Source organism: Neisseria sp. HMSC069H12 (assembly GCF_001812735.1).
In the GTDB taxonomy this organism is placed as follows: Bacteria; Pseudomonadota; Gammaproteobacteria; order Burkholderiales; family Neisseriaceae; genus Neisseria; species Neisseria subflava.
The window spans coordinates 65,767-72,448 of the sequence record NZ_KV810265.1 but is presented as its reverse complement, the minus strand read 5'-3'; the positions used below and the strand labels follow the sequence as shown (position 1 = coordinate 72,448).

The 6,682-nt window shown below is 49.9% G+C and carries 5 protein-coding genes; 2 read left to right on the top strand and 3 right to left on the bottom strand.

Annotated elements, in window-relative coordinates; all coding sequences use genetic code 11:
• Positions 1–61 precede the first annotated feature (61 nt).
• Entirely contained in the window at positions 62–1,240 is a 1,179-nt protein-coding gene (locus tag HMPREF2872_RS04715) for a phosphoglycerate kinase (RefSeq protein ID WP_070631572.1), read from the bottom strand.
• Positions 1,241–1,433: 193 nt separating this feature from the next.
• Here HMPREF2872_RS04715 and HMPREF2872_RS04710 point away from each other — a divergent pair, with 193 nt between their 5' ends.
• Complete coding sequence (locus HMPREF2872_RS04710; RefSeq protein ID WP_070631569.1) at positions 1,434–2,783, top strand: M16 family metallopeptidase; 1,350 nt, start codon at positions 1,434–1,436, stop codon at positions 2,781–2,783.
• A gap of 58 nt (positions 2,784–2,841) precedes the next feature.
• Positions 2,842–4,140, top strand: a complete 1,299-nt coding sequence (locus HMPREF2872_RS04705; protein WP_070631567.1) for a M16 family metallopeptidase — start codon at positions 2,842–2,844, stop codon at positions 4,138–4,140.
• A gap of 138 nt (positions 4,141–4,278) precedes the next feature.
• Here the strand turns inward: HMPREF2872_RS04705 and HMPREF2872_RS04700 are convergent, their stop codons facing one another.
• Both HMPREF2872_RS04700 and HMPREF2872_RS04695 read right to left on the bottom strand, forming a co-directional pair.
• The gene (locus tag HMPREF2872_RS04700) at positions 4,279–5,661 is read right to left on the bottom strand and encodes a calcium-binding protein (protein WP_283118993.1); all 1,383 of its coding nucleotides are present in this window, start codon (positions 5,659–5,661) and stop codon (positions 4,279–4,281) included.
• Between the two features lie 30 nt (positions 5,662–5,691).
• Positions 5,692–6,549, bottom strand: coding sequence for a hypothetical protein (locus HMPREF2872_RS04695; RefSeq protein WP_070631565.1), 858 nt, complete (start codon positions 6,547–6,549; stop codon positions 5,692–5,694).
• Positions 6,550–6,682: the final 133 nt, after the last annotated feature.

The window sequence follows — 6,682 nt, the reverse complement described above, 5'->3', positions numbered from 1 at the left end:
CTGAAACCTGATTTCCAGATTTCAGACGGCCTTTATTTTTAACAATTGATTTTAAAACCGATTATGCACCGCGTTTTTCCAAAGCAGCAACGGCAGGCAACTCTTTGCCTTCCAAGAATTCGAGGAACGCGCCGCCGCCTGTGGAGATGTAGCCGATTTGGTCGGTAACGCCGAATTTGGCAATCGCCGCCAGCGTATCGCCGCCGCCCGCAATCGAGAACGCGTTGCTTTGGGCGATGGCTTCGGCAAGGGCTTTCGTGCCGCCTGCGAATTGGTCAAACTCAAACACGCCGACCGGACCGTTCCATACGATAGTACCTGCGGCTTTGAGCAGTTCGGCAAGCGCGGCGGCGGATTTCGGGCCGATGTCCAAAATCATATCGTCTTCGGCAACGTCGGCAATGTCTTTTACCACAGCTTCCGCATCGGCGGCAAAGGCTTTAGCGACAACCACATCGGTCGGCAGCGGAACAGAGCCACCTTTGGCCGCCATTTTCGCCATGATTTTTTTGGATTCTTCCACCAAATCGTGTTCGGCCAAAGATTTGCCGATGGCTTTGCCTTCTGCCAACAGGAAGGTATTGGCAATGCCGCCGCCGACGATGAGTTGGTCGACTTTGTCGGCCAAAGATTCGAGGATGGTCAGTTTGGTAGACACTTTGCTGCCGGCAACAATGGCGACCATCGGATGAGCCGGTTGTTTCAGGGCTTTGCCCAAAGCGTCGAGTTCGCCCGCCATCAACACGCCGGCGCAGGCAACCGGTGCGGCTTGGGCAACGGCTTCAGTCGAAGCTTGGGCGCGGTGGGCGGTGCCGAACGCGTCATTGACGAACACGTCGCACAAGGCGGCATAGGCTTTGCCCAGTTCCAAATCGTTTTTCTTCTCGCCTTTGTTGATGCGCACGTTTTGCAGCATGACGACATCGCCCGCGTTCAGGGTAGGTTTATTTTCACGCCAGTCGTTCAATACTTTCACGTCTTTGCCCAACAGGCCGCCCAAGTGTGCGGCAACGGGGGCGACATCGTCTTCTGGGTGGAACTCGCCTTCGGTCGGGCGGCCCAAGTGGGTCATCACGATAACAGACGCGCCGTTGTCCAAGCAGTATTTGATGGATGCGAGCGAAGCGCGGATACGGGTGTCGTCGCTGATGTTGCCGTCTTTGAACGGTACGTTCATATCGGCGCGGATCAGAACGGTTTTGCCTTGAACATCTTGTTCGGTCAGTTTCAAAAATGCCATGATGATTCCTTTGTGATGGTTGGAAACGGGAATGTTTGGGATTATCCGCGAATGAGGCGCGACGGTAAAGATTGGCAACGGCCGCGCTTGATGTGAATCAGCAGATAAAGCCCAGGCCGTCTGAAACATTCGGCCAATCTTCCAGATTTTCCGCTATACTTTGGCGATTGATTTTCATTTTACGGATTAAACCATGTTACGCCGAATTGCTTTAATGCTTGCCTTCGCGCTGCCTGCCGCCTCATGGGCGCAGACGCTTTCTGAAACCCTGCCCAACGGTCTGAAAATCATCGTTAAAGAAGACCATCGCGCGCCTGTGGCCGTTTCGCAGATTTGGTACAAAATCGGCAGCGTGGATGAAAAACCGGGCAAAAGCGGCCTAAGCCACGCTTTGGAACACATGATGTTTAAGGGCACGAAAGACGTTCCCTCCGGCGAGTTCAACCGCCGCGTGTCCGAGCTGGGTGGACAAAACAATGCCTACACCAGCCGCAATGAAACGGTGTATTACGAAAACGTCGCCGCCGCCAACCTACCCGAGATTCTGAAGCTCGAAGCCGACCGCATGCACAACCTCAACTTTAGCGACAAAGAGTTCCTCAACGAGATGAACGTCATCCGTGAAGAACGCCGCCAGCGCACGGAAGACACAGCCGACGGCAAAATGTGGGAACAAGCCTATCTTGCCGCCTTTACCCAACCGTCCATGCGCGCCTCCGTCATCGGCTACATGAAAGATTTGCACACCCTAAAAGCCGACGACCTGCGCGCGTGGTACAAACAATATTACGCACCCAACAATGCCGTATTGGTCATTGTCGGCGATGTCGATGCCAAACAAACGCTTCAGACGGCCGCCAAACTCTTTGGCGATATTCCGGCCAAAGCACAGCCGCCGCGCAACAAACTCCATACCGAACCCTATTTGCGCAAGCCCGTTACAGTCAAAGCCACTTCTCCGGTCACACACCAGCCGCTGATTGCCATCAACTTCCGTGTGCCGAAACTCCAAAAATTCGACGACACGATGCCTTTTGCCCTCGACGTCCTCTCCGATATTTTGGCAGGCAACGCGTCCAGCCGTTTTGACAAAAACCTCGTACGCGGCAAGCAAACCGCATTGAACGCAGGAACGCATTACGACATCATCAGCCGAGAAATGCCGCTGTTCAGCGTAATGGCCATGCCTACCGAAGGCGTAAAAACCGATACTCTAATTGCCCAGCTGCGCCAAGAAATCAAAGACATTGCCGACAACGGCGTTTCCGAAGAAGAATTGCAGCGCGTCAAAACCCAGGCAGCGGTCAGCGAAATCTACGCCAAAGACTCCATGTCTTCCCAAGCCTCCATGATGGGCCGCCTCGAAGCGCGCGGTTTCCAATATACCGACGAACAAGAAATCCACCGCCGCCTACAGGCCATCAGCGCGCAAGAAGTACAGGCCGCCGCCCGGATGTTGACCGACGAGCGCATGAGTACCGTCATCATCGAACCGCAAAAAACAGCCGCCGCGCCAAGCAAAAAAGCTGCCAAACGCCGATAAACATCAGGCCGTCTGAAAGCCCATACCCTTTCAGACGGCCCTAACAGAAAGCCACAACATGAAACCCACCCTGCTCGCCCTTGCCCTCCTCCTGCCCTTAAGCGTCCAAGCCGCCACCGACATCCAACGCTGGCGCAACCGCGACGGCACCCAAATCCTCCTTGTCGAACGCCACGAAAACCCCATCATCGACCTTGAAGTCAGCTTCAAGGGCGCAGGCAGCGTCGCCAATCCGGACGGCAAAAGCCAAGTTGCCGAATTTACCGCCGCCCTCCTGACCGACGGCACCCAAGAGCTGGACGAAGAAGCCTTCAATGCCGAAGCCGACAACATCGGCACACAAATCAGCAGTGACAGCAATGCCGAAAGCGCATCCGCAGGCTTCCGCAGCCTCAGCAAAGCCGACATCCGCGACAAAGCCGCCAACTTGCTCAACCACTCGCTGACCCGTCCGCGCTTTGACGAAACCGTTTTCCGCCGCCGTCAAACCCAATCCATCACCGGCTTGCAACAACAAGAAACCACCCCCGACTACACCGCCACGCGCGAACTGACCAAACTCATCTACCCGAATCACCCCTACGGCAACGGCGCAAACATAACCGTTGACAGCCTCAAACGCGTTAGTCTGGACGACATCCGCGCCTTCCACCGCACCCACTACGGCAAAGACAACGCCATCGTCGCCATCGTCGGCGACCTCAACCGCAAACAGGCAGAGCAACTGGTCGAGCGCGTCCTCAAAGACCTGCCGGCCAAAGCCACCGCAACCCACGCCATCCCGCCCGTTCCCAAACAAACCGCCCAACGCCGCGACATCCCCTTTGCCGGCACACAGGCACAAATCCTGCTCGGCACTTCCCTCTTCAAACGCCACGACCCCGACTATTACGCCCTCGTTGCCGGCAACTACATCCTCGGCGGCGGCGGTTTCGACAGTCGTCTCATGAAAGTTTTGCGCGACCAACACGGCTACACCTACGGCGTATACAGCAGCCTCGCCCCGGCGACAGAAGAAGGCACGTTTACCGTTTCCTACTCCACCCAAAAGAAAAACACCAAAGCCTCACTGGCCGACACCCAAGCCGTCATCGAGCAGTTTATCGCCGAAGGCCCAACCGAAGCCGAGCTGAAACAGGCCAAAGCCAACATCGTCGGCGGCTTCCCCCTGCGCTACGACTCCAACGACAAACTGCTCAACTACCTGAGCCTGATCGGCCTCTACGACCTGCCCAACGACTACTTGGAAGCCTACCCCAAAGCCATCAACAGCCTGACCGTCGAACAAGTCCGCGACGCATGGCAACGCCGCGTCAAATTCAAAGACCTCAACACCGTCGTTGTCGGCGCAGAATAAAACGCTTTAAAACAACAGGCCGTCTGAAACCTTGAAATAGGTTTCAGACGGCCTTTAGCTTTGTTTAAAATCAATCAAACCATTTGTAGATAATTGGTAGAATTTAAGTCCTCTTTTTACATTTTCTTTTGATTCTGCTTAAGAAAGCCTCGCTCCATGTGATTGGGATTGCACGATTTGTTTTTGTTGCTCCTCATATTCAATTTGTTGTGCTGTTTGCTGAATTTGGCTCAGGCTTTCCTCTACCGGCGTCTTAGCCGCTTCCCACATATCTACAGAAGCCATTATTAATCCGGGGGCTCTGTGTCCGACCGAGACTTTCCCATTATCGTTAATATTGATTAAAGACACACCACTCATCTTGTTTTTATAAGCCACTGAAGCTAACGACATCGCAATATTGTCCAAACTATTTGCATCGTAAGCGATGTTTTTCTGGGCACAAAAATCAGCAAAAATCTGTTTCCCTTGATGATAGATTTTTTGGGCGTTTTGCGGCATATCCTCAATAGTTAAAGCCGTTGGTTTATCAATATCCGCCGCGTATTGATCGCGTTCATTCCTATCATCCAAAGACATCTTGTTCAGATCTTCTTTGATACGGTCACGGGTTTTTTGGTACATTTCGTTGGCATTCTGCTCAATGTCTCGCCAACGCCCCAGCAGGCTTTTATCATATAAGGCTGGTGATTTTTTCAGCTTATTAAATAACCCTCCTCCTTGACGAAACAGAAGAATACCTGTTTCTTCCATCAGAATATCTGGTTTTTCTTGGTTCGATTTCTCCGATTGGAGTCTTTTGAAGTCCTTATCCGTAATATTGACAAATGGCAGCTTGTCGGTATCGGTATAGATAAGGGGCACAGCCCTGCCTATACCTTTCGGATCAATAACTTTCTTGAACCCGGCGTTTGCCGTATCTACCATCATTTTTAGCATCCTGCCCGAAGCGTCTTGGGAAGATGAACCGCCGATAAAGTCGAAGTTGTCGTTTTTAGGCGTGATTCTGAGGTTGCGGATTTCTCGGCTGCCGTCGGGTCGGACGAAGAATTGAAGTTTTCTAAGATCATCAGGTGTAACAACTACTTGTGTTGAACCGAAGATAAAAGCACGTTCGACATAGTCTGAAGATGAAGTGTCGATTCCATATTGAGAAATAGCGACAGTAAAACCTTTTCCTGGAGTCGTACTGTAGAAACCATTTTTCCAACTGTTAAATCGTTCTATCCCATAGATTTTATTGCCAATCTCATCGAAAGAATAAGGTGTATTTCTTGCAGGTAAATTCGAGGCTTTAAAAAAATTTTCAAACATCTTGAAATCTGCTGCCGTGGCATATCTGCCTGCACCATTTTTCATATAGTCGGTTGCGTCAATTTTTACTGGTGTACGATTAGCTGATGTTATCGATATTCCCATATCTTCTCTTTTGGGTGGTATCGGGCTGTTCCACAAATATTGGGATAAAATTCTATCTACTGTAACATCGGATACAGCTAAAGATTTTTGGTTATCTGACATGATAATGTTGCTCCTCGTTAAGAAAATAAGTTATTTGACATAAAAAGGCTGCCACAAAACATCTCCGCAATTGTTCATGAATAATATTTCTGTAGCGTATTGTTGATACGTTCTCTCTTTATTTTCATTCCATCTATGCAGTCCAGGATCTACACCAGTAAATTTAAAATAAAAATGACCTACTCCATAATCTTGAATATTGATATTTTGAGGTATGCTATTTTCTGGAAAAATTGCTGCTCCTTCCAAATAGGTAATTAAAGCATCTTTTTTAATTATTGGTTCAGCCTCTTTTTTACTTAAAACTGTACAGCAATCAGAACCATACACATTGGCACCGTTCTTACTGGGACCTCTAAGAATCAAAGTAAAACCTTTATTGTCATATTGTTCCAAATAGTTTCTCAAATCATTTTCCTGTCTGATTTCCTTTTTAGGATATTTTGCCAACAATGACCCGTCTGCTGGGTCTTTCTCCGCCAAAAACATCCTGTCCCATTGCTCATTGGTGTAATCTTGCGGGACAAACCAAACACTACAGGCTTTTTCGTGACGTACGCAGTCTGCACCCGTAGAATAATCCCGTCCGCCCTGATTGGTGGTCATGTTGGCCTTATAGGCTTCTGTTTCTCCCAATAACCTACCTGCAAAACTGACCATTGCTTTCCTGTGTAATTCCTCAGGGGTGTAAAATTTCCTGTCCCGCCAGCAGTAACCTGCTCTGAGTTTTTCCCTGTATTCCTGTTCCGAAACTCCGTCAGGCTTGGGGTCTTTAGCAATCAATTCTTTCCAGTATTGATATTTGTCGGGCGCGGTATATTGATATATACCGAAGCCTGCTGCCGTCAATACAGCGATTGCCAGTAGGTATTTGTAGGTTTTATTCATTTGCTTGCCTTTAATTAATAACCAAGGTTGTCTAAAACTTTTCAGACGACCTCTTTGTTTGTAAGAAGTTCCAATACAGCATATTGGTTTGCACCATTTTGCATATAGTCGGTTGCGTCAATTTTTACTGGTG